Origin of the sequence: Nocardioides sp. NPDC057577, assembly GCF_042801335.1 — a bacterium.
Taxonomy (GTDB): domain Bacteria; phylum Actinomycetota; class Actinomycetes; order Propionibacteriales; family Nocardioidaceae; genus Nocardioides.
This window is the reverse complement of the sequence record NZ_JBHVGB010000036.1, coordinates 20,606-39,506: the sequence shown is the minus strand read 5'-3', so window position 1 is coordinate 39,506 and position 18,901 is coordinate 20,606. Positions and strand designations below refer to the sequence as shown.

At 70.7% G+C, this 18,901-nt stretch carries 23 protein-coding genes; 10 read left to right on the top strand and 13 right to left on the bottom strand.

Annotated elements, in window-relative coordinates:
- Positions 1-97: 97 nt before the first annotated feature.
- Positions 98-838: a copper homeostasis protein CutC gene (locus tag ACFU7D_RS10315; protein ID WP_378866566.1), complete on the top strand. Its 741-nt coding sequence runs from the start codon at positions 98-100 to the stop codon at positions 836-838.
- A gap of 22 nt (positions 839-860) precedes the next feature.
- Here the strand turns inward: ACFU7D_RS10315 and ACFU7D_RS10310 are convergent, their stop codons facing one another.
- Entirely contained in the window at positions 861-1,322 is a 462-nt protein-coding gene (locus ACFU7D_RS10310) for a MarR family winged helix-turn-helix transcriptional regulator (RefSeq protein WP_378727683.1), read from the bottom strand.
- 58 nt (positions 1,323-1,380) lie between these two features.
- On the opposite strand from ACFU7D_RS10310, the gene ACFU7D_RS10305 reads away from it, so the two are divergent.
- On the top strand, positions 1,381-1,920 hold the full coding sequence (locus tag ACFU7D_RS10305; RefSeq protein WP_091049175.1) for a DUF1697 domain-containing protein: 540 nt from the start codon (positions 1,381-1,383) through the stop codon (positions 1,918-1,920).
- 3 nt (positions 1,921-1,923) lie between these two features.
- Here ACFU7D_RS10305 and ACFU7D_RS10300 read toward each other — a convergent pair whose 3' ends face one another.
- The 3 genes from ACFU7D_RS10300 to ACFU7D_RS10290 all read right to left on the bottom strand — a co-directional run bounded on the left by ACFU7D_RS10300 (position 1,924) and on the right by ACFU7D_RS10290 (position 5,280).
- Positions 1,924-2,763 (bottom strand): SDR family oxidoreductase, encoded by an 840-nt coding sequence (locus ACFU7D_RS10300; protein WP_378866563.1) that lies wholly within the window; start codon positions 2,761-2,763, stop codon positions 1,924-1,926.
- Positions 2,760-4,265, bottom strand: coding sequence for a flavin-containing monooxygenase (locus ACFU7D_RS10295; RefSeq protein ID WP_378866560.1), 1,506 nt, complete (start codon positions 4,263-4,265; stop codon positions 2,760-2,762). Before ACFU7D_RS10295 ends, ACFU7D_RS10300 begins: the two co-directional genes overlap by 4 nt.
- Before the next feature lie 79 nt (positions 4,266-4,344).
- Positions 4,345-5,280, bottom strand: a complete 936-nt coding sequence (locus ACFU7D_RS10290) for a patatin-like phospholipase family protein (RefSeq protein WP_378866557.1) — start codon at positions 5,278-5,280, stop codon at positions 4,345-4,347.
- Between the two features lie 58 nt (positions 5,281-5,338).
- Here ACFU7D_RS10290 and ACFU7D_RS10285 point away from each other — a divergent pair, with 58 nt between their 5' ends.
- Complete coding sequence (locus tag ACFU7D_RS10285) at positions 5,339-5,941, top strand: TetR/AcrR family transcriptional regulator (RefSeq protein WP_378866554.1); 603 nt, start codon at positions 5,339-5,341, stop codon at positions 5,939-5,941.
- A 4-nt stretch (positions 5,942-5,945) separates the two neighbouring features.
- Here the strand turns inward: ACFU7D_RS10285 and ACFU7D_RS10280 are convergent, their stop codons facing one another.
- Genes ACFU7D_RS10280 through ACFU7D_RS10270 form a run of 3 tightly spaced genes read right to left on the bottom strand, consistent with a single transcriptional unit; the run spans position 5,946 to position 9,138 of the window.
- Positions 5,946-7,193: an MFS transporter gene (locus ACFU7D_RS10280; RefSeq protein WP_378727678.1), complete on the bottom strand. Its 1,248-nt coding sequence runs from the start codon at positions 7,191-7,193 to the stop codon at positions 5,946-5,948.
- A gap of 55 nt (positions 7,194-7,248) precedes the next feature.
- Positions 7,249-7,824 carry a nicotinamidase gene (locus ACFU7D_RS10275; RefSeq protein ID WP_378866551.1) on the bottom strand — a complete coding sequence of 192 codons (576 nt, stop codon included), beginning with the start codon at positions 7,822-7,824 and terminating at the stop codon, positions 7,249-7,251.
- Between the two features lie 21 nt (positions 7,825-7,845).
- Positions 7,846-9,138: a nicotinate phosphoribosyltransferase gene (locus ACFU7D_RS10270; RefSeq protein ID WP_378866548.1), complete on the bottom strand. Its 1,293-nt coding sequence runs from the start codon at positions 9,136-9,138 to the stop codon at positions 7,846-7,848.
- A gap of 26 nt (positions 9,139-9,164) precedes the next feature.
- Between ACFU7D_RS10270 and clpS the strand changes: the two genes are divergently transcribed.
- Entirely contained in the window at positions 9,165-9,458 is a 294-nt protein-coding gene (gene clpS, locus ACFU7D_RS10265) for an ATP-dependent Clp protease adapter ClpS (protein ID WP_378866545.1), read from the top strand.
- A 70-nt stretch (positions 9,459-9,528) separates the two neighbouring features.
- On the top strand, positions 9,529-10,119 hold the full coding sequence (locus ACFU7D_RS10260) for a DUF2017 domain-containing protein (protein ID WP_378866542.1): 591 nt from the start codon (positions 9,529-9,531) through the stop codon (positions 10,117-10,119).
- A gap of 10 nt (positions 10,120-10,129) precedes the next feature.
- On the opposite strand, the gene ACFU7D_RS10255 is transcribed toward ACFU7D_RS10260, so the two are convergent.
- The gene (locus tag ACFU7D_RS10255; RefSeq protein ID WP_091049196.1) at positions 10,130-10,552 is read right to left on the bottom strand and encodes a MarR family winged helix-turn-helix transcriptional regulator; all 423 of its coding nucleotides are present in this window, start codon (positions 10,550-10,552) and stop codon (positions 10,130-10,132) included.
- A gap of 73 nt (positions 10,553-10,625) precedes the next feature.
- On the opposite strand from ACFU7D_RS10255, the gene ACFU7D_RS10250 reads away from it, so the two are divergent.
- The 3 genes from ACFU7D_RS10250 to ACFU7D_RS10240 all read left to right on the top strand — a co-directional run bounded on the left by ACFU7D_RS10250 (position 10,626) and on the right by ACFU7D_RS10240 (position 13,274).
- Positions 10,626-12,458, top strand: a complete 1,833-nt coding sequence (locus ACFU7D_RS10250) for an ABC transporter ATP-binding protein (protein WP_378866538.1) — start codon at positions 10,626-10,628, stop codon at positions 12,456-12,458.
- 82 nt (positions 12,459-12,540) lie between these two features.
- Positions 12,541-12,969: a Mov34/MPN/PAD-1 family protein gene (locus ACFU7D_RS10245; RefSeq protein ID WP_378677502.1), complete on the top strand. Its 429-nt coding sequence runs from the start codon at positions 12,541-12,543 to the stop codon at positions 12,967-12,969.
- A gap of 32 nt (positions 12,970-13,001) precedes the next feature.
- The gene (locus tag ACFU7D_RS10240; RefSeq protein WP_378866535.1) at positions 13,002-13,274 is read left to right on the top strand and encodes a MoaD family protein; all 273 of its coding nucleotides are present in this window, start codon (positions 13,002-13,004) and stop codon (positions 13,272-13,274) included.
- Positions 13,275-13,415: 141 nt separating this feature from the next.
- Here ACFU7D_RS10240 and ACFU7D_RS10235 read toward each other — a convergent pair whose 3' ends face one another.
- The 4 genes from ACFU7D_RS10235 to ACFU7D_RS10220 are packed head-to-tail and all read right to left on the bottom strand — an operon-like array spanning position 13,416 to position 16,951.
- Positions 13,416-14,042, bottom strand: coding sequence for a response regulator (locus ACFU7D_RS10235; protein ID WP_378866532.1), 627 nt, complete (start codon positions 14,040-14,042; stop codon positions 13,416-13,418).
- Positions 14,039-15,253: a sensor histidine kinase gene (locus ACFU7D_RS10230; RefSeq protein ID WP_378866529.1), complete on the bottom strand. Its 1,215-nt coding sequence runs from the start codon at positions 15,251-15,253 to the stop codon at positions 14,039-14,041. Before ACFU7D_RS10230 ends, ACFU7D_RS10235 begins: the two co-directional genes overlap by 4 nt.
- 13 nt (positions 15,254-15,266) lie before the next feature.
- Positions 15,267-16,010 carry an ABC transporter permease gene (locus tag ACFU7D_RS10225; protein WP_378866526.1) on the bottom strand — a complete coding sequence of 248 codons (744 nt, stop codon included), beginning with the start codon at positions 16,008-16,010 and terminating at the stop codon, positions 15,267-15,269.
- Positions 16,007-16,951 (bottom strand): ABC transporter ATP-binding protein, encoded by a 945-nt coding sequence (locus ACFU7D_RS10220; protein WP_378866523.1) that lies wholly within the window; start codon positions 16,949-16,951, stop codon positions 16,007-16,009. The genes ACFU7D_RS10225 and ACFU7D_RS10220 overlap by 4 nt, the downstream gene beginning before the upstream one ends.
- 90 nt (positions 16,952-17,041) lie before the next feature.
- Between ACFU7D_RS10220 and ACFU7D_RS10215 the strand changes: the two genes are divergently transcribed.
- Positions 17,042-17,989 (top strand): PLP-dependent cysteine synthase family protein, encoded by a 948-nt coding sequence (locus tag ACFU7D_RS10215; RefSeq protein ID WP_378727667.1) that lies wholly within the window; start codon positions 17,042-17,044, stop codon positions 17,987-17,989.
- Between the two features lie 98 nt (positions 17,990-18,087).
- Positions 18,088-18,378 carry a GIY-YIG nuclease family protein gene (locus ACFU7D_RS10210; RefSeq protein WP_378866520.1) on the top strand — a complete coding sequence of 97 codons (291 nt, stop codon included), beginning with the start codon at positions 18,088-18,090 and terminating at the stop codon, positions 18,376-18,378.
- A 192-nt stretch (positions 18,379-18,570) separates the two neighbouring features.
- On the opposite strand, the gene ACFU7D_RS10205 is transcribed toward ACFU7D_RS10210, so the two are convergent.
- Entirely contained in the window at positions 18,571-18,900 is a 330-nt protein-coding gene (locus ACFU7D_RS10205) for a hypothetical protein (protein ID WP_378866517.1), read from the bottom strand.
- Position 18,901 lies beyond the last annotated feature (1 nt).

Sequence of the window (18,901 nt, the reverse complement as noted above, 5' to 3'; positions counted from 1 at the left end):
CGTCATGACGAGCCGACTCGGCGGCATTTCTGGTCAGGATGAGCCGACTCGGCGGGAGGGTCGAGGACTCGGGCACACTGTCTGCCGTGAGGACGCGATGACAGCACTCGAGATCGCCGTGACGTCGGTGGCAGGCGCGCTCGCCGCGCGTGCGGGCGGGGCGAACCGGGTCGAGCTCTGCTCCGCCCTCGAGGTCGGTGGGGTGACGCCGTCGCAGGGGCTGGTCGAGGGAGTCCTCGACGAGATCGGCGGCGTCGACGCCGATGACGGCTGGCAGGGCGTGCACGTGCTGGTCCGGCCTCGGCCGGGCGGGTTCGACTACTCCACCGAGGAGCGCCTCCTCCTGCGGCGCGAGGTCGAGACGGTGCTGGAGGCCGGAGCCGACGGGGTCGTGATCGGCGCGCTCACCCCGCACGGAGAGCCCGACCTGGAGCTGGTCAGGGAGCTGGCGGATGCTGCCGCTGCGTACGGGGCGACGGTGACGTTCCACCGGGCGATCGACCTCAGCGCGGACCCGGTCGCGGCGATCCGGGCGCTGGAGGGCGTGGTCGACCGGGTGCTCACCTCAGGAGGCGCGCCGGCCGCCGCGGCGGGGGCGGCGACGATCGCAGAGATGGTCGCGGTCGGCGGACCGGACGTACTGGCCGGAGGCGGCGTGACCGTCGACGCGATCAGCGCGCTCGCGGCGCTCGGCGTCGAGGGCGTGCATCTCTCCGCCAAGCGACGGGTCGTCACGAGCGGCCGGGTGGCGCTGGGAGTCGCCGACGACGGTGGTCACTGGGTGACCGATCCCGATGTGGTCGCCGCCGCGGCAGCGGCCTTGGCCGGGTCCGCCTAGCTGGTCCGCCTAGCTGGTTTGTCTAGCTGGGGGAGTCGCCCTCGACGAGGTCGCGCAGCACCGCCACGGCGCTCTCGAGATCGGCCTGGGTGCGGTGACGCGACTCCAGCCGCTCGGCGATGAGGTGGGAGATGCGCTCACGTACGTCGGCGAGGTCGGCGCGGCCGGCGTCGGTCAGCGTCACCAGGCTCGCGCGGGCGTCGGCGGGGTTGGGCTCTTTGCTGACCAGGCCGGTCTCCACCAGCTGGGCGATCTGGGCCGACATGGTCGGCTGCGAGCAGCCGTCGGCCCGGGCCAGGTCGGTGATGCCGAGCGGTCCGATGGCGTCGAGGATCGTGAGGACCCGGACGCTGGCCGGAAGGTCGAGCTCGCGGCGGACCAGGCGCATGAGGCGCGCCGCGTAGACGACGAGGTCGCTGGAGAGGTCCAGGGTCTCCGCCGAAGCGGTCGGGGCTTCCGAGGGAAGCAGCTGCTGTGAAGGCATCGATCGGAATCCAGAGTTGGGGGTTGCGGCGCGGTGAACGGGTGGAGACTATCTGAGAATGACTACGGAACGGCACACCTGGATCGCGTTCCTGCGCGCCATCAACCTCGGCGCGAACCGGAAATTCCCGAAACAGGCGATCTCCGCCGCCGTGGTGAGGGCGGGCGGAACCGATGTCGAGACCTATATCAACACGGGCAACGTACGCTTCGACCACCCGGTCGGCGACCGGGCCGAGATGGAGGCGATCCTGGAGGAGGCCTTCGCGGCCGACCGCTTCTTCGAGGTGCCGACGATCTGCGTGACGCCCGCTGAGCTGAAGGTGATCGCCAACGACGCCGCCGCGGTGGGGATGGGGCACGAGGGCAAGCAGTTCGTGTTCCTGTGCAAGGAGCTCACCGACTCCGGCTCCCGGGACGCGCTGGTCGCCCGGGCGGGGGAGGGCGAGCGGGTCTATGTCATCGGCCGCGCCGTGCACCTGCTCACCGAGAGCTTCCAGCAGACGAAGATCACCAACGCGGTCGTCGAGCGCCACATCGCCATCAGCACCAACCGCAACATCAACGTGATCCGCACGCTCGCCGACAAGTGGGCGTGAGGCCTACTGCGCCTCGATGCGGTCGAGGTAGGCCCGGCGTACGTCACCGTCGACGCGGGTGATCGCGGCGTCGTCGTGGACGGCACGTCGGATCAGCCGCATGACCCGTTCGGGGACGAGCGGGGCGCCGTTGGCGGCCAGGCCGACGTAGGACGGGACGGCGATCTCGGCGGACCGGCTGCGGACCGATCTCACCACCGCGGCCGCGATGTCCTCGGGGTCGACCGCCGGGAGGACGCCGAGGTCGATGCCGGAGGAGAGCTCGGTGCGTACGGCGCTCGGCAGCACTGTGGTGAGCGAGACCCCGGTGCCTTCGAGCTCGAGCCTGGTGGCCGCGCTGAGGCCGACGACGGCGTACTTGCTGGCGTTGTAGACCGCGAGGCCCTTGAGCGGGAACTTGCCCGCCAGCGAGGCGACGTTGACGACGTGGCCGTGACCGCGGGCGATCATCTGGGGCAGCGCGAGACGCATCCCGTGGATGACCCCGTGGACGTTGACCTCCATCGTCAGCCGGTCGATCCGGTCCTCCTGGTCGAGGAAGGAGCCGTTGGGCATCACGCCGGCGTTGTTGACCAGGACGTCGACCTGCCTGCCGTGCGCCTCCTCCGCGGCGGCGAGGAAGTCGGCGTAGGACTGCTTGTCGGTGACGTCGAGCCGGTGGCCGCTGGCGCTCTCGCCGAGGCCTGCCGCCGCTTCCTTCGCCAGGGTGTCGTCGAGGTCGCCGAGGGCGACCCGTGCGCCGGCCGCGACGAACTCGGTCGCCGTGGCGAGGCCGATGCCGCGGGCGGCGCCGGTGATGACGACGAGGGCGCCGTCGAGGTCGATCCTGGGGTAGCGGGTCATGCGCTCACGTCCTCCGTCTTGTGCTCCGTATCGTGCTCCGTCTCGTGGACCGTGACCTCGAAGTCAGCCGGGTCGAAGCGGCTGATCCGGCGGACCAGCTCGCCGGTGGACCACGGCCAGGAGAAGCTGTTGCGACCGTTGGCGTCGATGAAGTAGCTGTGGCAGGACGCGCCGCTGTAGGCGGTGCCGGCGAGTGCGGCCTGCACGTCCTCGACGTACGCGGCCTGGGCCCGCGGACTGACGTCGAGCTTCGCCCAGCCTTCTGCGCGGGCGGTCGTGATGGCCTCGGTGATCATCGCCACCTGCGACTCGGCGACGGCGAACGCCGAGCCGTGACCGGTGCCGAGACTCGGGCCGAGCACCACGAAAGCGTTCGGGAAACCGGTGACCGAGGTGCCCTGGTAGGCCTCGGGGGAGCCGGCCCAGTGCTCTGCGAGCGTACGACCGTCGGCTCCACGGATCAGGTCGGCGACCGGCATGTCGAGGATGTGGAAGCCGGTGCCGAGGATGATCGCGTCGACCTCCGCGGTGCTGCCGTCGGCGCCGATCACGCGCGCGCCCTCGACCCGCTCGACGCCGGTCGCATGCACCTCGACGTTGGGCTTCGTCAGCGACTGGAGGTAGTTGTTGGAGAAGAGGATCCGCTTGCAGCCGAGCAGGTAGTCGGGCGTCAGCTTGGCGCGCAGCTCCTTGTCGCGGACGGCGGTGCGAAGGTAGGCCTCGCCGATCTTCTGCAGCCCGTGCATCAGCGGCTTGGGGCGGTGAAAGGCGACGCCGACGGTCTCCATCGCGGCGTACTCGACCGCGCCGAGCGCCTTCTCGAAGAGGGGCACGTTGCGCTTGACCCACTTCTCCGCGTCGGGGACGGGATGGTCGACCTTGGGCAGCACCCAGTGGGCGGTGCGCTGGAAGAGGTGCAGAGCGGCGACCCGCTTCTGGATCCGGGGGACGAACTGGATGGCCGAGGCGCCGGTGCCGATGACGGCGACCCGCTTGCCGTCGAGGTCGACGTCGTGGTTCCACCGGGCCGAGTGCCAGACCTCGCCGGGGAAGCCTTCCAGGCCTGGCAGGTCGGGGATGTTCGGCTCGTTCCACGGACCGGCCGCGGCGACGAGGAAACGTGCGGTGGCCTCGCCCTCGCTGGTGTCCAGGTGCCACGTCGCGGAGTCCGCGTGCCAGGTCGCGCCGAGGACCTCGACCCCGAACCGGGTGATGTCCTCGAGCCCTCGGTCCCGGGCCACGCCGTCGATGTAGGCGAGGATCTCCGGCTGGTTGCCGTAGACCCGCGACCAGTCGCTGTTGGGCGCGAACGAGAACGAGTAGAGGTTGGACGGTACGTCGCACGCGCACCCCGGATAGGTGTTGGCCCGCCAGGTGCCACCGTAGGTGTCGGCCTTCTCGAGGATGACGACGTCCTCGACGCCCGCCTCGCGCAGCTTGATCGCGGCCGCGATGCCGGAGATGCCGGCGCCGATGACGACGACCTCGTGATGCGTGCTCATGCCGCCGCCTCCGTGACAGAACGGAAAGAATACGGACGCGGCGGCATGATGCGTTGATCGTTCGCTCGCTTGCGCTCGCTCATGCGATTGCTCCTTCGAGTGCGACCGCGACGCGGCCGGGGAGGTTTCGGCGGGCCGCGGCGAGGGTGGCCTCGCGGCGCCCGAGGTCCATGAGGTTCGGGCCCATCGCGGCCAGCTCCGCAGGCCCGGGCTCGACCCGGACGACGCGTACGCCGCGCTTCCGGAGCTGCGCGACCTCGCGGTCGAGCACGGCGGTCATCTGGGAGCGAAGCAGGCGCTCGATCCGGTCGAGGCCACGGGCGGGAACGCCGCCCTCGGTGGTCATCGGCGCGACCACGACGACCTCGTCCGCCTGGCCGTGGAGGAGGTCGGCCGAGACGGAGGAGACCGCACCGCCGTCGACGTAGCGACGGCCCGCGATCTCGACCGGCGGGAACCAGCCGGGGATCGCCCAGGAGGCCGCGACCGCCGCGCCCAGGGTGGCCGAGGGGGCGTCCATGGAGCCGAACGCCACCCGGGTGCCGGTGGCCGCGTCCGCCGCGACCAGCCAGGTCGCGGGGTGGTCGACCCAGCCGTCGGGTCCGGCCAGCGCGTCGCCGTACGCCCGCAGCCAGCCGGCGTCGCCGCGGCCGCGGGGGAGCAGGCCTGCCAGTGCGCTGTAGGGCGAGCGGCGGGAGAGGCCGGGACGTACCAGACCGAGCGCGGGCAGCGCGGGTGCCGGCACCGGTGGCGCCGCGCCGGGATGGACGGCGACGTGGGCCGCCAGGACGGGGTCGGCGCCCGGTGCCTCGTCGAGCGCGTCGAGGAGGTCCTGCGGCGTACGGCCGGACCCGAGGGCCGCGACGATCTCCGAGCCCGCGGACGTGCCGACGAGGACGTCGGCCGTGCGGACGTCCCAGTCCAGCGCCTCCTCCAGGACGCGGAGGGCCACGGCCGTCCAGGCGAAGCCGAGAGTGCCGCCGCAGCCGATGGCGAGTGCGCGTCGTCGAGTCATATTCGGATACTAACGGTATTTGAATACCAGCGGTACCCCGAACTGATAAGATCTCCCCGTGGGCCGGATCACGCGCAAGGAGTCGCACGCACAGACGCGGGAGCGTCTCATTGCGACCGCACGCCAGCTGTTCCTCTCGGACGGCTACAACGCGACCTCGCTCGACAAGGTCGCCACCACGGCGGGCTTCTCGAAGGGAGCGGTCTACTCGAACTTCTCCACCAAGGACGAGCTCGGCCTCGCCGTGCTCGACGTGATCCACCGGGAGCGGGCAGAGTCCCTGGCGGACGCCGTCAGCGGCGTGGACACCGTCGAGGGCCGGATCGACGCCTTCGCGGCGTGGGCCGAGGCCAACATCGGCGACGTCGGCTGGACCGCGCTCGAGGTCGAGTTCGCGACCAGCACCCGCCGCGTCCCAGGGGTGAGTCAGCAGCTCGCCGAACGGCGCCGCGACCTCACCGCGGCCATCGCCGGACTCATCGACCAGCAGGCCGCCGACCTCGGCCTGAGACTCGCCTCACCGGCCGAGGACGCGGCGGTCCAGCTGCTCTCCCTCGGCATCGGGCTCGGCGTCCAGCGTGCATTCGACCCTGATCTCTCGGTCACCAGCCTGGTCGACCTGCTGCGGTCGCTCCTGGAGAGCGCGACGCCTGCGTCGTAGGCCGCTAGTGGGCCGGCGCGCCGTTGCGCTCCGGGGCCGGGAAGGAGACCCGGTTCAGGTGGCGTACGGCCGGGCTCAGCAGCGTGGCGAGGGAGATCACCACGTAGGCGATGCCGGCGATCGCGAGCATGTTCTCGATCCCGTACGCAGCGGCGAGCGGCCCCATGGCCAGCTGTCCGACCGGGATGGCGATGTAGGTGCCGAGCTGGTCGTAGGAAGAGGCCCGGGAGAGCAGGTCGCTCGGGACGTTCTCCTGCATCGACAGCTGCCAGCCGAGGCTGAAGACCTGGATGCCGGCGCCGGAGAGGGCGGCGGCGGGCAACAGCACGGTGAGGTCGGTGGAGAAGCCGAGAGCGGCGATCGGCAGCCCGAACAGGGCCATGCCGATCATGCCGTAGAACAGCGGCCGCTCGAGCCGGACCTTCATCAGCACGAGCGTCGCGGCGAGCACGCCGATCCCCTGGAAGGTCAGGATCAGGCCCCAGCCGCCCGCGCCCAGCGCCGAGCTCTCGGCCCGCTGCGGACCGAGCGTGAGCAGCCCGCCCTCGTAGAGCGCGTTGAGCATGGTCGCGGCGCCGACGCAGAGCCACAACCAGCTCGTCGTGCGGAAGTAGTCCCAGCCCAGGCGCAGGTCGCCGACGACCGAGGCCGCCTTGGTGACCGAGCCTTCGATCTTGACAGGCAGCAACAGGGCGGCGGCGATGATCCAGGTGGCGGCGTCGAGCGCGAGCGCCCAGCCCGCGCCGACGCTGAGGACGAGCAGACCGGCGGTGCCGGGACCGGCGACCGCGACGACCGCCCGGGTCAGCGACATCAGCACGTTGGCTTCCTGCAGCATGGTGCGAGGCACCACGAGCGGGATGATCCCCTGCTGGGCGGGCAGGCCGGCGGCGGAGACGATGCCGTTGAGTGCGGAGAGTGCGATCAGGTGCCACAGCTCGGCGACACCGGCGATGACGAGGACGGCGACGACCGCCTGGCTCAGCCCTGAGACCAGGTTGGAGGCGAACAGGATCCGGGCTCGGCCGATCCGGTCGGCGAGCACGCCGCCGATGAGCATGAAGATGATCATCGGGATGGTGCGGGCCGCCAGGACGGCGCCGATCGCGATCGGGGCGTCAGAGACCTCCATGACCGCGAAGGCCAGGGCGACGGGCGCCATGAAGTTGCCCACCAGGTTGATCGATCGAGAAGCGAAGAACCAGCGGAAGTGGGGTTCGTGAAGTGGGGCTGTCGCCGAGATCCGAGCCATTCGAGAGAGAATAGACCGTCGGGTGATTTCTATCTCCCGAAAATTCCCAATTCTGTCACGAGACCGTTATACCGGCCGAGCGCATCTCCTCGATGGCGGCCGAGGTGCTTGCCGGAGCCACGCCGGCGGCCAGTTCGGCGAGCAGCGTGGTGTGGAAACCAGCGGCTCGGGCGTCGATCGCGGTGGCGCGTACGCAGTAGTCGGTCGCCAGTCCGCACACGTCGACCTCCTCCACTCCGCGGGCCCGGAGCCAGTCGGTCAGGGTGGCCCCGCCGGTGGCCGCGCCCTCGAAGCCGGAGTAGGCGGCTGCGTACTCTCCCTTGCGGAAGATCTCGTCGAAGGTGACCGGGTCGAGGTTGGGGTGGAACGCCTCGCCGTCGGTGCCGACCACGCAGTGCGCCGGCCACGAGTCGACGTAGTCCGGCGGGTTGCCGAAGTGGTCGCCCGGGTCGATGTGGTGATCCTTGGTCGCCACGACCAGCCCGTACGTCTGCTCCGGCTCCTTGCTCGCCGCCCGCTCGCGCAGCAGCTGACCGATGTCGTAGGCCACCCGGGCCCCACCGTCGACCGGCAGGGAACCGCCCTCGCAGAAGTCGTTCTGTACGTCGACCACGATCAGTGCACGCGTCATGGTCGTCAGCCTAGACCGGCTCTACTGGAAGAGCGTCGGGATCGCGGGGTCGCCCTTCAGGAGCGAGTGGGCGATGACCGGGAGCTCGGCGACCGAGGCCCGGTGGCGCTCGCGCGCGGCGTCGAGGGGCTCGCGGCCGACGACCTCGCCCTTCCGGACCAGCTGGGTGAGGAGCGGACGGTCGTTGTTGTCGCCCTGAGGAGCGGTGCCGATGCCGATCACCTCGGCGTCGGCGACGTCTTTGCGGTTGCGGCGGCGCAAGGCGTACTTCCGGCCGCCGATCGAGGTCTTGGCGGCGCTCTTCTTGGCGACCGGCTCGAGGTCGCCGGAGGCACCCTCACGGGCGACCAGCTTGTAGACGAAGCCGGCCGTCGGATGGCCGGAGCCGGTGACCAGCTGGGTGCCGACGCCGTAGCCGTCGACCGGGGCGGCCGCGAGGCCGGCGATGGCGTACTCGTCCAGGTCGCTGGTGACGATGATCTTCGTCTCGGTCGCGCCGAGGTCGTCCAGCTGGCGGCGTACGTCATGGGCGAGGAGCCCCAGGTCGCCGGAGTCGATCCGCACCGCACCGAGCTCGGGACCGGCGACCTCGACGGCCTTGGCCACCGCCTCGGCGATGTCGTAGGTGTCGACCAGCAGCGTGGTGCCCTTTCCGAGGGAGGCGATCTGGGCCTGGAAGGCCTGCTCCTCGGTGTCGTGCAGGAGGGTGAAGGCGTGTGCGGAGGTGCCGGTCGTCGGCACGCCGAAGCGGGCTCGGGCGGCGAGGTTGGAGGTGGCGGTGAAGCCGGCGACGTAGGCCGCTCGGGCGGCGGCGATCGCGGCCGCCTCGTGGGTGCGGCGCGAGCCCATCTCGATGCACGGGCGATCACCGGCCGCCATCGTCATCCGGGAGGCCGCGGTGGCGATGGCCGAGTCGTGGTTGTAGATCGAGAGGAGCACCGTCTCCAGAACGACCGCCTCGGCGAAGCTGGCCTCGACCACGAGCAGGGGCGACTGCGGGAAGAAGGTCTCGCCCTCGGCGTACCCCCAGATGTCGCCGGTGAAGCGGTAGCCGGCCAACCACTCCAGGGTCGGGCCGTCGACGACGCCCTCCAGGATCGCCAGCTGCTCCGAGCCGAAGCGGAACGCCTCGAGCGCGTCGAGCGCGCGCCCGACCCCGGCCACCACGCCGTAGCGCCGCCCGCCGGCCAGGCGCCGGGGGAACAGCTCGAAGACGGCACGACGCTCCGCGCTGCCCGCCTTCAGGGCTGCCTGGAGCATCGTCAGCTCGTAGTGATCTGTCAGGAGCGCGGTCGAGTCCGCTGTCGAGTCCACCAGCACATCGTGGCACGATGGTTCTCATGAGCGCGCCAAGCCCTGTGGAGCTCGACGAGCCCGAGGTCGACGACCTCCTCGCGCCCGCGACCCCGTGGGTGACCATCGTCTGGAACGACCCGGTCAACCTGATGTCGTACGTCACCTTCGTCTTCCAGAAGTACTTCGGCTACTCCAAGAAGAAGTCGGAGAAGCTGATGATGGAGGTGCACAACGACGGCAAGTCGGCGGTGTCCTCGGGGAGCCGCGAGGAGATGGAGCGCGACGTGCAGGCGATGCACGAGTACGGCCTGTGGGCGACGCTGGAGAAGCAGGAATGAACACCCCACAGCGTTCTTCGGTTCCCCCGCTGCGCTCCTCCACCGAACAACGCTGCGGGGACCCCGTCTGATGGGCGGGTTCAGCTACCACCGCCGCGGCAAGCAGATCATCGCGACCTTCTCCGGGTTCGAGGCCGACCTGCTCCGTTCGCTGGCCTCTCAGCTCGTCGAGCTGCTGCGCAACGAGGTCGCCGCGCCGGCCGAGAGCGATGACCCGCTCGAGGCGCTGCTCGACTTCTCGGGGCCGACCACCGAGCCCGAGGACCCGGTGCTGAAGCGGCTCTTCCCGAGTGCCTACGGGAACGACGAAGAGGCCGCCGGGGAGTTCCGGCGGTTCACCGAGGGTGGCCTGCGCGACGGCAAGGCGCGCGCCGCCTCGACGATCATCGACGAGCTGGAGGAGGCCGGGCTCCCGCCCGAGCTCAACGAGGACGGGCTGGTCATCGACGTCGAGCTGTCGATCGCCGACGCCGAGGCGTGGATGCGCTCCTTCACCGACATCCGGCTCGCGCTCGCGACCCGGCTCGGGGTCGAGGAGGGCGACGAGGACTTCTGGGACTCGCTGCCCGACGACGATCCCGCCGGCCAGGTCTACGGGATCTACCAGTGGGTCGGGATCCTGCAGGAGACCATCGTCGAAGCCCTGTGGGCCGCGTCCTGACCGACGCGCCCTAGCGTCCGGCCGTACGACCGTCCAGCAGGGTGACCAAGATGCGGGTGAGCGTCGCCCGGTCCTCCTCGGGAAGGGGCCGCAGGAGCTCGTCGGCGGCCTGCTGACGGGCATCCTCGATCAGCCGCCCCAGGCGTACGCCCTCCTCGGTCGCGACCACGCAGACAGCCCGGCGGTCGGCCGGATCGGGCCGGCGTGCGACCAGGCCGTGGCCCTCGAGGCCGTCGACGACCTCGGTGGCCGACCTCGGGACGATGCGGAGCCGCTCGGCGAGGGCCGAGAGCCGTATCGGCTCGTCGGCGGCGAGCACGATCCGCAGGGCTCGGCTCTGCGAGGGGGTGATCCCCCAACGGGCGGTCGCCTCGCCGAAGCGGCGGCGGAGGGTGCGTGCTGCCGCCATCAGCAGGTCGGCGGTCTCGTCCACAGGAATAACCCTAACCCATCGTGCGTTAGCCTCATTGTGAGTCAACCTCAGTAATTAGGATCGAGGTGATCGGATGAGTGACCCGCACCCGTACAAGTCTTCCGAAGGACCCGGCCGTTCCGGCCGTGATCCCCAGAACAAGCGCGCCGACCGCGCCCAGCTCGAGGCCAAGCCGGTCTCGCTGCGCCGGATCGCGCGGCTCTTCGCGCCCTACCGTGGGCGCCTGCTTCTCGTCGTGGCGCTGATCGTGGTCAGCTCGGTGATCGGGCTGGCGCAGCCGTTCCTGGTCAAGCACGTCATCGACACCGCCCTGCCCGAGCGTGACACCACGCTGCTCCTGCTCTGCGTCGCCGCGATGGTGCTCGTCGCCATCGCCTCCGCCGCCCTCGGGGTGGCCCAGACGCTGATCTCGACCGAGGTCGGCCAGCGGGTCATGCACCGGCTGCGTACCGACCTCTTCGGGCACCTGCAGCGCCAGTCGCTCGACTTCTTCACCCGTACGCGGGGTGGCGAGGTGCAGTCGCGGCTGGTCAACGACATCGGCTCGATGCAGTCGGTGGTCACCTCGACCGCGACGTCGATCGCCGCCAACGTCACCGTCGTGGCCGGCACCGTGGTCGCGATGATGGCGCTCAACTGGCGGCTCGCGCTGATCTCGCTGGTGGTGCTGCCGCCGGCGGTGTGGACCACCCGCAAGGTGGCACAGATGCGCTACGCGGTGACGACGCAGCGTCAGGCGAAGATGGCCGACCTGCACGTGCAGGTCGAGGAGGGGCTCTCGGTCAGCGGCATCCTGCTGACCAAGACCCTGGGTGCCGCGCCGGCCCTGGCCTCCCGTTTCGAACAGACCTCCCACGACCTCGTCGGTCTGGAGGTACGCAGTCAGCTCGCCGGGCGGTGGCGGATGGCGACCATGCAGGTCATCTTCGCCGCGGTGCCGGCCGCGCTCTACGTCGCCGCGGGCTTCCCGGCGACCTCCGGTGGGTTGACGATCGGGACCCTGGTCGCCTTCGTCTCGCTCCAGGGCTCGCTCTTCCGGCCGCTGATGGGGCTGCTCAACGTCGGGGTCGACGTGACCTCCTCCCTTGCGCTCTTCTCCCGGATCTTCGAGTACCTCGACCTGCCGGTCGAGATCGACGACCCGGCCTCGCCGGTGCCGCTGGGCGAGGCTCGCGGGGAGGTCGTCCTCGACGACGTCGGCTTCTCCTACGACGGCGCGCAACCCGTCCTCGAACACATCTCGCTGCGGGTGCCCGCGGGCGGCTCGCTGGCGCTGGTCGGGGCCACCGGATCGGGCAAGTCGACCCTCGCCGGGATGGTCGCGCGGCTGCACGACCCGACCTCCGGTCGGGTGCTGCTCGACGGGGTCGACCTGCGCAGTCTGACCCTCGCCGACCTGGCCGCCAACGTCGGCATGGTCACCCAGGAGACCTACCTGCTCCACGCGAGCGTGCGCGACAACCTGCGCCACGCCCGCCCCGAGGCGAGCGAGGCCGAGATCGAGGCAGCCGCTCGTGCCGCCCGGATCCACGACGTGATCGTCGGGCTCCCGGACGGCTACGACACGCTCGTCGGCTCCCGCGGACACCGCTTCTCCGGCGGTGAGCAGCAGCGCCTGGCGATCGCTCGCACGCTGCTGCGCGACCCACGCGTGCTCGTGCTCGACGAGGCCACCTCCGCACTCGACAACACCACCGAGCGCGAGGTCCAGGCGGCCCTGGACCGCCTCGCGGAGGGGCGTACGACGATCACGATCGCCCACCGCCTCTCCACCGTCCGCGACGCCGACCAGATCGCGGTGCTCGACCACGGACGGGTCATCGAGGTCGGCACCCACGAGGAGCTGCTGCTGCGGGGCGGCGCCTACGCCGACCTCGTACGTGGCGGCCTGGCCGCGGTCGCTTAGCACGGTCGGTGAGCGGTGGCAGGCCGGAGTCCGAGGGCCGGTCACGTTCGGGATCCGGTTCGGGTCCGCCTAGGCTGAGCCTGTGCTGACCATCGACCAGGCGACGTACGACGCGATCGTCGCCCACGCGAAGCGCGACCATCCCGACGAGGCGTGCGGGATCGTCGCGGGGCCTGAGGGCTCGGATCGGCCCGAGCGGTTCATCGAGATGATCAACGCCGCCGGCTCGCCGACCTTCTACGAGTTCGACTCGACCGATCTGCTCCAGCTCTACAAGGAGATGGACGCGAACGACGAGGAGCCGGTGGTGGTCTACCACTCCCACACGGCGACCGAGGCCTACCCCTCGCGCACCGACATCGGCCTCGCGATGGAGCCGAACGCTCACTACGTGCTGGTCAGCACCAGGGAGCACGGAAATGACGCGGGTCCGGTCGAGTTCCGGTCCTACCGCATCGTCGACGGCAACGTCACCGAGGAAGAAATCAGCATCGTCGCGACGTTGTCGTGACGCGCACCACCTACATCTAGGAGAACGAACCCATGGCCATCGAGGTCAAGATCCCGACCATCCTCCGCACCTACACCGCCGGTGAGAAGGCAGTCAGCGCCGAGGGCAAGACCCTGAGCGCGCTCATCGACGACCTCGAGGCGAACCACTCCGGCATCAAGGAGCGCCTCATCGACAACGGCGACCTGCGCCGCTTCGTCAACGTCTACATCAACGACGAGGACGTCCGCTTCATCGGCGGTCTCGACGCCGAGCTCAAGGACGGCGACCAGGTTGTCGTGCTTCCGGCTGTCGCCGGCGGCTGAGCGCCGCCCCAGCACGCACACGGCGGCGTTGTCGTCGGTCGACGGCCCGCTTCGCTCGAAGGCCGCCTTCCCTCCTCCGCCTTGCCGTGCACGCACTGGGACGACGCTCAGTCGCTGAGCGTCGCCCCAGTCCTCAGGTCTTTAGCCCAGGATGCCGCGGTCGTACGCTCGTGCGACCGCGGCTGCTCTGTCTGTGACCCCGAGCTTGTCGAAGATGTGACCCAGGTGGGTCTTGACCGTCGCCTCGCTGACGAAGAGCGACGCGGCGATGGCGCGGTTGGTCGTGCCGCGGGCGACCAGGGTGAGCACCTCGCGCTCGCGCGGGCTGAGCTGCGCCGTCGGGCCGGGTGAACGGAGCCGGGAGGCGAGCCGGGTTGCGACGGCGGGGGAGAGGACCGTCTCCCCTGCCGCAGTCGCCCGGACGGCCGCGATCAGGTCCTGCGTCGGGGCGTCCTTGAGCAGGTAGCCGGTGGCTCCGGCCTCGATCGCGGCGACGACGTCGGAGTCGGTGTCGAAGGTCGTCAGGACGAGGACGCCGGCCCGTGACTCGCGCGCCCGGAGCCGCTCGATCACCTCGACCCCTCCGGTGCCCGGCATCCGGAGGTCGAGGACGAGCACGTCCGGGTCGAGCTGTTCCACGAGGGCCAGGGTCTGCGCCCCGTCTCCCGCCTGGCCGACGACCTCGAAGCCCTGCGCGCGGAGCACTCCGACCACCCCGTCGCGTACGACCGGGTGGTCGTCGGCGACCACGATCCTGATCTGAGTCATGAGGGTCCTCGGGGGAGAGCGGGGATGCTGGCGGAGACGGCGGTGCCGGCGTCGTGCGCGGACTCCAGGGTCAGGGTGCCGGTCAGGCGTTCGGCGCGGTCGCGCATCACGCCCAGTCCGAACGAGGACGAGCGCCGCGGAGCGGTCGGGTCGAAGCCGGAGCCGTCGTCGCGTACGTCCAGGATCACGTCGGCGTCGTCGAAGGTGAGCGTGACGCCGACCCGGGTCGCGCCGGCATGCTTGGCGACGTTGGCGAGGGCCTCCTGGGCGATCCGCAGCAGCGTCGCCTCGACCTCGGAGTGCAGCGCCGTGACGTCACCGACGACGACGAAGGAGGCCTCGACGCCATGGTCGTCGCGCCAGCCGGCGACCAACGTCGAGAGGGCGTCGGCGAGGCCCGCGTCGGCCAGCTCGGCGGGGGTCAGGTCCTGCACGGAGCGCCGGGCCTCCACCAGTGCGGTGCGGGCCATCTCGGTGGCCCGGGCCACCCGGCGGCGTACGTCCCCGGCGTCCGCCGAGCCCTGGGCGGCCTGGAGCTGGGCCACGACGCCGGCGAGCGACTGGGCGATGGTGTCGTGGATCTCGCGGGCGAGGCGCTCGCGCTCGTCGCGTACGCCGGCCGAGCGCGACTGGGCGAGGAGCTCCTCCTGGAGCCGGGCGTTCTCGGCCAGGGCCTCCTCCAGGCGACCGATCGTGTCGGCCCGCTCCTGGCTGACCGCCTCGAGGTGGTCGCTGTAGCGGCCCATCAGCGAGGCGAGCCCGAAGTTCACCACGAACAGGAGCGGCAGCAGCGCGGTCTGCCACGGGTTGTCGTAGGGCGGCGGTCCGCCGGTCTGGCCGGTGGCCATGATCAGCGAGGTGGCCGCCATCGCCACCCAGCGCCAGCGGCCGCGGAAGGACTCGAAGGCGTCCAGGAAGCCGATCCACGCGAAGATGCAGAAGAGCGGGTGCATCACGGTGAGGGCGGCGACCAGCAGCGTACGACCGATGTAGCCGACCGGATGTGGGCGGCCGTGAACATGGGTCCACCGCCAGGTCCACACCGCGGTCGCGACGATCAGCACCCCGAACACGACCCGGGACCCGGTGGTGCTGGGTCCCATCACCGGCAGCGTCGCCACGGAGATCGCGGTGGCGAGCGCGAGCAGCACGAAGGGCAGCACCTTGAGGTTGCGCTCCCAGCGCTGCTCGTGCTCGACGGCCGAGGTCATGGGGAGGACCTTCTCATTCCCAGCGGAAGGCGCGCACGGCAATCAGGTAGAGCACGACGGTCCAGCCGCCCATCACCGCCAGATCCATGAGCGCCGGGAAGGTCCCGGCGGCCGCGTCGTTGAGCGCGTTGGAAGCGGCGCCATAGGGCGTGAGCGAGACGATGTCGCGCACCGTGCCGCTGAAGACCTCGACCGGGACGTAGACGCCCGCCGTGAACATCGACGGGAAGAAGACCACCATTCCCACGACCTGCCCGGTCTTCGCGTTGGGGGAGACCGCGGTGATCGCGGCGCCGATCCCCATCGAGACGGCCAGCGCCAGCGCGTAGGCGACCACGTAGCCGAGGAGCGACTCCGGCAGCGGCGTCCCGAACACCACCCGGCCGAGGACGATCACGATCACCGACGACGCCGCGACCGCGGCGGCGTGGACCAGCACCTGGCCGAGCAGGATCGAGGCGGGGCGGGCCGGCGTCGTGCCGAGCCGCCGCAGGACGCCGCTCTCGCGGTAGCCGGTCAGCGTCGGTGGCATCGTCATGATCGCGGCCATGATCATCGAGAGCAGCACGGTGACCGGAACGTAGAGATCGATCAGGCTCCGGCCGCCGAGGTCGGCGCTGTCCTCGCGAAAGCTCGGGATGACCCCGAGCACGACCAGCAGCAGGCTCGGGAACAGGACGATCCAGAAGAGCGAGAGCCGCTCGCGGGCGAAGAGCCGGGACTCCGTACGGATCACGGCGACGGTCGGGCTGGTCATCGGAGTGCCTCCATGGCGTCGGTCTCGGGCGAGGTGTCGGTGAGGTCGAGGTAGGCGGCGTCGAGGCTCCCCGCGGCGACCCGGAGCCGCTGCGGCGTCACCCCCTGCGTACGCAAGGCTTCGATGACCGCGAGCGCGACGCCTTCGGCGCCCTCGACGGTGACGGTGCCGTTCGCGCTGCGCGCGGCGGTGACGCCGTCGAGCTCGCGCAGGGAGGCGAGGTCGATCGCGACCGAGGTCTCGAAGGTGGTGATCGTGGCGGCGGAGGCGGATTCGATGAGCCCCGCCGGGGTGCCCAAGGCCCGGATCCGGCCGGCGTCGACGATGGCGATCCGGTCGCAGAGCGTCTGCGCCTCCTCCATCGAGTGGGTGACCAGCAGGACGGTCACACCCCGGTCACGTACGTCCCGCACCAGGTCCCACACCTCGCGACGGGCCCGCGGGTCCAGGCCCGTGGTCAGCTCGTCGAGCACGACGACCCGCGGCCGGCCGATCAGCGCGAGGGCGATCGAGAGCCGCTGCTGCTGCCCGCCGGAGAGGTTCTCGAACCGCTGCCGCAGGTGGCCGCCGAGGCCCAGCCGCTCGGCCAGCGGCGCCCACGGTTCCGGGTCGGGGTAGAAGGCGCTCCACAGCCCCAACGCCTCTTGGACCGTGATCTTCGGCTGCAGCTTGGCCTCCTGGAGCTGTACGCCGAGCACCTCCGTCACGGCTGCGCGGTCGGTCCACGGGTCGATCCCGTGGACCCGGATCCGGCCGCGGTCGCCGACCCGCAGGCCCGCGATCGACTCGACGGTCGTGCTCTTGCCGGCTCCGTTCGGGCCGAGGATGCCGAAGATCTCGCCTTCGTGGACGCTCAGGCTGATCTCGTCGACCGCCACCTTCTCGCCATAGGTCTTGCGCAGGCCGTCCACGACGACCGCTGGTTCTCGCTCCTGATGCATACCTTCAGCCTGGCCGGTGACGCGATCTCACGGATCGGGCGATCGGCGCGAGTGGGCATCAGTCGATCGGTTGATGCGACGATGGACCCCATGCGCTACGACAACCTGCTGGCGTCGGTCGGGGGCACCCCGTTGGTGGGGCTTCCCCGCCTCTCGCCCTCTCCCGACGTACGTCTGTGGGCCAAGCTCGAGGACCGGAACCCCACCGGCTCGATCAAGGACCGCCCGGCTCTTCGCATGGTCGAGGAGGCCGAGAAGGACGGCAGGCTCCGCCCGGGCTGCACGATCCTGGAGCCGACCTCCGGCAACACCGGGATCTCGCTGGCGATGGCGGCCAAGCTCAAGGGCTACCGGATCGTGTGCGTGATGCCCGAGAACACCTCCGAGGAGCGGCGTCAGCTGCTGCGGATGTGGGGTGCCGAGATCGTCTCCTCGCCCGCCGCCGGCGGCTCCAACGAGGCCGTCCGGGCCGCCAAGCGCTTGGCCGCTGAGCACCCCGACTGGGTGATGCTCTACCAGTACGGCAACTCCGCCAACGCCCGCGCGCACGAGGAGGGCACCGGACCCGAGCTCCTCGCCGACCTCCCCGCGATCACCCACTTCGTCGCCGGGCTCGGCACGACCGGGACCCTGATGGGCGTCGGCCGCTACTTCCGCTCCGCCAAGCCGGACGTACGCATCGTGGCCGCCGAGCCCCGCTACGGCGAGCTCGTCTACGGCCTGCGCAACCTCGACGAGGGCTTCGTCCCCGAGCTCTACGACGCCTCCCTGATCGACGCCCGCTTCTCGGTGGGTCCGCGCGACGCCGTCCGCCGGGTGCGCGAGCTGTTGGAGCTGGAAGGCATCTTCGCCGGCATCTCCACCGGCGCCATCCTCCACGCCGCCCTCGCCCAGGCCGCCAAGTCCCTCAAGGCCGGCGAGAAGGCCGACATCGCCTTCGTCGTCGCCGACGGTGGCTGGAAATACCTCTCCACCGGGGCGTACGAAGGCACCATCGACGAGGCCGAGGAAGGCCTCGAGGGCCAGCTCTGGGCCTGACCGACCCGCTGGTCGAGCCGCGAGCGCCAGCGAGCGTGTCGAGACCAACACGGTCACCTGCCGCGAAAACTGTCGGTGGTCGCGCCCAGAATCGCGTCATGCCTTACATGTACATACTCCGCTGCCGCGATCACATGCTCTACGTCGGAAGCACCCACGACCTGGAGAGACGCATCGCCGAGCACAACGCTGGCCTCGGTGCCGAGTTCACTGTCCGACGCCTGCCGGTGACCCTGGCGTACGCCGAAGAGCATCAGACGATCTTCGGTGCCTACGAACGTGAGAAACAGGTCCAAGGGTGGAGCCGGGCCAAACGCGAGGCACTGATAGCCGGGGACCTCGATCGACTGCACGACCTGGCTCGCCGCCGCGGCAAACGGTCGCCGTAGGTGACCGTGTTGGTCTCGACACGCCTCCGCCTAGCGGCTCCGGCGGCTCGACCAGCGGGAGCCATCCGTTGGTCGAGGGCCACTTCGTTCAGACCCTCGTGCCAACGAGCGTGTCGAGACCAACACGGCCCGTTCGACCGCGCCTTGGGGACCGTGTTGGTCTCGACACGACTCGACCAGCGGTGGCTGGCGTCAGCGGCAGAAGGCGTAGACGACGAGGCCGTGGTCCTCGCCGGTGAAGACCTGGTCGAGGGCCTTGCCGGTGAGGTGGGCGTCGACGTAGCGCGGGGCGGGGCCGGTGGCGACGATGGCGTGGGCGGGGAGCCGGCCGGTCATGTCGCGCGGGGCCTTGGCGCTCCAGCAGTCGTGCTGCTGGATCAGGGCGGCGGGGCTGCCGGGGGCGAGAGGACGGTCGGCCTCGGGGGTGGAGCCGAGCTGGACCAGCGCTACGGCGATGGCCGATGCGTACATCGCCCAGATGCCGAGCGCCATGAAGCCCTGGCGTCCGAGGAAGGCTCTCACA

Bases quoted from the DNA above. Each gene is read 5' to 3' on its own strand.
- ACFU7D_RS10305 (WP_091049175.1), top strand. From the start codon at position 1,381: ATGACTACGGAACGGCACACCTGGATCGCGTTCCTGCGCGCCATCAAC.
- ACFU7D_RS10250 (WP_378866538.1), top strand. From the start codon at position 10,626: ATGAGTGACCCGCACCCGTACAAGTCTTCCGAAGGACCCGGCCGTTCC.
- ACFU7D_RS10215 (WP_378727667.1), top strand. From the start codon at position 17,042: ATGCGCTACGACAACCTGCTGGCGTCGGTCGGGGGCACCCCGTTGGTG.
- ACFU7D_RS10225 (WP_378866526.1), bottom strand. From the start codon at position 16,010: ATGACCAGCCCGACCGTCGCCGTGATCCGTACGGAGTCCCGGCTCTTC.
- ACFU7D_RS10220 (WP_378866523.1), bottom strand. From the start codon at position 16,951: ATGCATCAGGAGCGAGAACCAGCGGTCGTCGTGGACGGCCTGCGCAAG.
- ACFU7D_RS10260 (WP_378866542.1), top strand. From the start codon at position 9,529: ATGGGCGGGTTCAGCTACCACCGCCGCGGCAAGCAGATCATCGCGACC.
- ACFU7D_RS10235 (WP_378866532.1), bottom strand. From the start codon at position 14,042: ATGACTCAGATCAGGATCGTGGTCGCCGACGACCACCCGGTCGTACGC.
- ACFU7D_RS10315 (WP_378866566.1), top strand. From the start codon at position 98: ATGACAGCACTCGAGATCGCCGTGACGTCGGTGGCAGGCGCGCTCGCC.
- ACFU7D_RS10310 (WP_378727683.1), bottom strand. From the start codon at position 1,322: ATGCCTTCACAGCAGCTGCTTCCCTCGGAAGCCCCGACCGCTTCGGCG.
- ACFU7D_RS10230 (WP_378866529.1), bottom strand. From the start codon at position 15,253: ATGACCTCGGCCGTCGAGCACGAGCAGCGCTGGGAGCGCAACCTCAAG.
- ACFU7D_RS10275 (WP_378866551.1), bottom strand. From the start codon at position 7,824: ATGACGCGTGCACTGATCGTGGTCGACGTACAGAACGACTTCTGCGAG.
- ACFU7D_RS10240 (WP_378866535.1), top strand. From the start codon at position 13,002: ATGGCCATCGAGGTCAAGATCCCGACCATCCTCCGCACCTACACCGCC.
- clpS (WP_378866545.1), top strand. From the start codon at position 9,165: ATGAGCGCGCCAAGCCCTGTGGAGCTCGACGAGCCCGAGGTCGACGAC.
- ACFU7D_RS10280 (WP_378727678.1), bottom strand. From the start codon at position 7,193: ATGGCTCGGATCTCGGCGACAGCCCCACTTCACGAACCCCACTTCCGC.
- ACFU7D_RS10300 (WP_378866563.1), bottom strand. From the start codon at position 2,763: ATGACCCGCTACCCCAGGATCGACCTCGACGGCGCCCTCGTCGTCATC.
- ACFU7D_RS10210 (WP_378866520.1), top strand. From the start codon at position 18,088: ATGCCTTACATGTACATACTCCGCTGCCGCGATCACATGCTCTACGTC.
- ACFU7D_RS10290 (WP_378866557.1), bottom strand. From the start codon at position 5,280: ATGACTCGACGACGCGCACTCGCCATCGGCTGCGGCGGCACTCTCGGC.
- ACFU7D_RS10295 (WP_378866560.1), bottom strand. From the start codon at position 4,265: ATGAGCACGCATCACGAGGTCGTCGTCATCGGCGCCGGCATCTCCGGC.